This is a genomic window from Burkholderia sp. Tr-862 (genome assembly GCF_011753085.1).
Taxonomy (GTDB): Bacteria; Pseudomonadota; Gammaproteobacteria; order Burkholderiales; family Burkholderiaceae; genus Burkholderia; species Burkholderia ambifaria.
In genome coordinates, this window is sequence record NZ_VWWG01000302.1 from 1 (window position 1) to 3,620 (window position 3,620).

A 3,620-nucleotide genomic window follows, 5' to 3' on the forward strand; every position below is an offset into this window, starting at 1 on the left:
GCATATTCTCTTGACCACTCCGCCCACCACCACGACCGCCCACGACGCCGCCCCTCTTCCCCTACCCGACGCTCTTCCGATCTCATCGCCCGCCCCCGCCCCCGCGGCCACCGCCGCAACGCCGGCGCACACGCTGTCGCACTACGTGCGCCAGCCGCGCATCATCGCGACGGCCGCCGCGTTCTTCAGCTACAACTACGTGCTGTTCTTCTTCCTGAGCTGGTTCCCGAGCTACCTCGTGCGTGCGCACCATCTGAACATCAAGGAGATGAGCGTCGCCACCGTCGTGCCCTGGCTCGTCGGCACGGTCGGGCTCGCGTGCGGCGGCGCGATCTCGGATGCGCTGTACCGGCTCACCGGCAACCTGCTGCTGTCGCGCCGGATCGTGCTCGTCACCTGCCTGCTCGGCGCGGGTGCTTGCGTGGCCGTCGCGGGCGCCGTGCAGTCGACGCAGGGCGCGGTCGCACTGATGTCGGTGTCGCTGTTCTTCCTGTACGTGACGGGCGCGATCTACTGGGCGATCGTGCAGGACGTCGTGCATCCGGCCCGCGTCGGCGGCGTCAGCGGCTTCCTGCATTGCATGGGCAGCCTGTCGGGCGTGATCGGGCCGGCCGTGACCGGCTTCATCGTCGAGCGCAGCGGCTCGTTCGCGTCCGCGTTCGTGCTGGCCGGCGCGATCGCCCTCGCGGGCGCGGTGTTGGCCGGCGTGTTCGTGCGCAACGTGCGGCCGTCGAACGTGCTGCGCGAACGCACCGTGCACTGACTTTGCACGGCTGACGAAGGCCGCGCGGCGCCGCATGAACCGGCGCCGCGCGGCCTTGTCGTTTCCGCCAATCATCGCCCCCTCGAATATCTCCCATCCGATATCGCGATTTCCGGTATCGATCGCGCGCCTCTAGACTGGCTACGCGATGGCGACACATCGCCGGCAGCATGGCGATGCATCACGCCCCCCACAACAACGATATGGGAGAGTTCGATGTCCGACCGGCATGCGCGCCGCGGCGCGCTCAAGACACTCAGCCTCGCGGCCGGCACCGCCCTGCTCGGCGCAGCGCGCGTCGCCCAGGCGGCCACACCCGAAACCGGCGCGCTGCTGGCCAGCGGCGCGACGCACCTCGCCGAGCTCACCCGCCGCCTCGCAGCCGCGCCGAGACGGCGCGACTTCAAGACGGTGCCGATGATCGTCGAGCGCCCCGATCAATGGGATCACGCGGCGCTCATGGAAGTGATCGGCTATCGCGGCGGCCCGAAGCAGGTGTGGGACAACACCGAGCTCGGCGGCCCGTGGCTGAACCTGATGCGCAATGCGCTGAACGCGCAGATCTGGGGGTTCGGTCATCCGGACTTCCTCGTCGTGTCGGCCACGCACGGCGCCGCGCATCTCGCGCTGTTCGACCAGCTCGCGTGGGACAAATACGGCCTCGCCAAATTCGCGGGCGCCGCGTTTGCGACCAACACGCTGCTCGCCGCGAAACCCGCGCAGTCGAAAGACGCACACGACCACGAACTGGCCGACGGCGCATTCTCGTCGCATGACAACAGCATCGCCGCGCTCGAGCAGCGCGGCGTCGTGTTCCTGTCATGCCACAACGCGATCTGGGAACTCGCCGAACGGCTCGACCGCGCGAGCGCAAATCCGGACAAGTTGCCGCTCGACGCCCTCGTCGCCGATCTGACCAACCATGTGATTCCGTCGGCAATCGTCACGCCGGGCGTGGTCGGCACGCTGCCCGAACTGCAGCACGCCGGTTTCACCTACGCGAAGTGAGGCACGCCATGACATCGATCCGCACGCGCGCTCCGTTGCAACGCGGGTGGCGCACGGCGCTGCAGGCGGCGCTGGCCGCGCTCTGCTGCACGTCGGCGCTGTCGCTCGCCGCACCGGCCGCCCCTTCCACCAACATCTTTCCGCCGTGGCAGGACGGCCGCAACAACGACGCGACGAACCGCGGCCTCGAATTCACGGTGCCGCAGGTCGACGTGCTCGCCGATTTCCATGGCGACCTCACCGCACCGAAGCTCGTCCTGTACGTCGGCGGCAATTACTTCTTCGCGATGGCGCCGCTCGTCGCGAAGTTCGAGGCCGATCATCCCGAATACCGCGGGCGCATCTACTGGGAAACGATCCCGCCCGGCTTGCTCGTGCAGCAGATTCACGCGGGCGGCACGATCACCGTGGGCAACATGACGTGGACGGTCAAGCCCGACGCGTATTTCGCGGGACTCGGCAAGATCGAGGATCTGATCGCGGACGGCACGCTCGAAGGCCCGGCCGTGCCGTACGTGACGAACCAGCTGACGATCATGGTGCGCGCCGGCAACCCGAAGCACATCGCGTCGCTGAACGATCTCGCGCGGCCCGACGTGCAGCTCGCGATGCCGAACCCGGCATTCGAAGGCGTCGCGCGGCAGATTCGCGCGTCGCTCGTGAAGGCCGGCGGCGATGCGCTCGCACGCACCGTCTACGACGACAAGGTGCGCGCCGGCACGACCGAACTCACGCACATCCATCATCGGGAAACTGCACTGTTCCTGATGCAGGGCCGCGCGGACGCCGGCGTGCTGTGGCAGTCGGAAGCGGCATTCCAGGAACAGGCCGGGCATCCGCTGATGCACATCGACATCCCGGCCGCGCACAATACGACGGCAATCTATGCGGGCGCGATGGTGAAGCACGCGCCGCATCCGGAAGCCGCGCGTGCATGGCTGGCGTTCATCCGGTCGCCGGACGCATTCCGGATTTTCGCGCGCTACGGCTTCGGGCAATACGACGCAACGGCGCCGACGCCACATCTCGCGCCGCGGCAAGACCGGCCCGACGCGGGCTGACTGCGCGAGCGCATGCGCAACAAGCAACAAGACAGACAACAAGGAGGGGACACGTGAACGATTCGGTCGACCTACCGCGACGCCGGTTCGCGCCGCTGCTGCTCGCCGCGGCCGCGCTGCTGGCCGGCCACGCCCGCGCGGACGACATCGCGCTCGGCAAGACGATCGCCACCCAGGGCACGACGACGGGCGTGGCCGCCTGCATCGGCTGCCACGGTGCAAACGGCGAAGGCAACGCGGCCGCCGGCTTCCCGCGTCTCGCCGGCACGAACGCAGGCTACCTGTCCGCGCAACTCGCCGCGTTCGCGGACGGCAGCCGTCAGAACCCGGTCATGCAGCCGCTCGCGAAACAGCTGTCGCCGCACGATCGCGATGCGGTGTCCGCGTATTTCGCGAGCCTGCCCGCGCCGCCGGCCATCACCGCGTCCGACGCCACGTCGATCGATCCGGCCAACACCGGCGCATGGCTCGCGACGCGTGGACGCTGGTCGCAGGGCCTGCCCGCGTGCGCGCAATGCCACGGCGCGGGCGGCCTCGGCGTGGGCGCCGCGTTTCCGCCGCTCGCCGGCCAGCCGGCCGCGTATCTCGCGTCCCAACTGAACGGCTGGAAGCACGGCACGCGGGCGCCCGGCCCAATGGCGTTGATGCCGATGATCGCCGGCAAGCTGTCCGACGCCGACATCGACGCGGTGGCCGCCTACTATGCGCGCGGCGGCGCCGCGCACGGAGAAAAACAATGATCGACCGCACGAAGCTGATCCGCGGCGCGCGCGCCGCGCTGCTCGGCA

The 3,620-nt window shown here is 69.2% G+C and carries 4 protein-coding genes; all 4 read left to right on the plus strand.

Annotated features, from left to right (window positions below; translation table 11 throughout):
- A partial coding sequence (locus F3J14_RS34115; protein ID WP_247682352.1) for an MFS transporter occupies positions 1 to 763 on the plus strand: 763 nt, incomplete at its 5' end.
- A gap of 216 nt (positions 764 to 979) precedes the next feature.
- Complete coding sequence (locus tag F3J14_RS34120; RefSeq protein ID WP_166726653.1) at positions 980 to 1,771, plus strand: transcriptional initiation protein Tat; 792 nt, start codon at positions 980 to 982, stop codon at positions 1,769 to 1,771.
- Between the two features lie 8 nt (positions 1,772 to 1,779).
- Positions 1,780 to 2,832 carry a substrate-binding domain-containing protein gene (locus tag F3J14_RS34125; RefSeq protein WP_166726654.1) on the plus strand — a complete coding sequence of 351 codons (1,053 nt, stop codon included), beginning with the start codon at positions 1,780 to 1,782 and terminating at the stop codon, positions 2,830 to 2,832.
- A 53-nt stretch (positions 2,833 to 2,885) separates the two neighbouring features.
- Entirely contained in the window at positions 2,886 to 3,572 is a 687-nt protein-coding gene (locus tag F3J14_RS34130; protein WP_166726655.1) for a c-type cytochrome, read from the plus strand.
- Positions 3,573 to 3,620 lie beyond the last annotated feature (48 nt).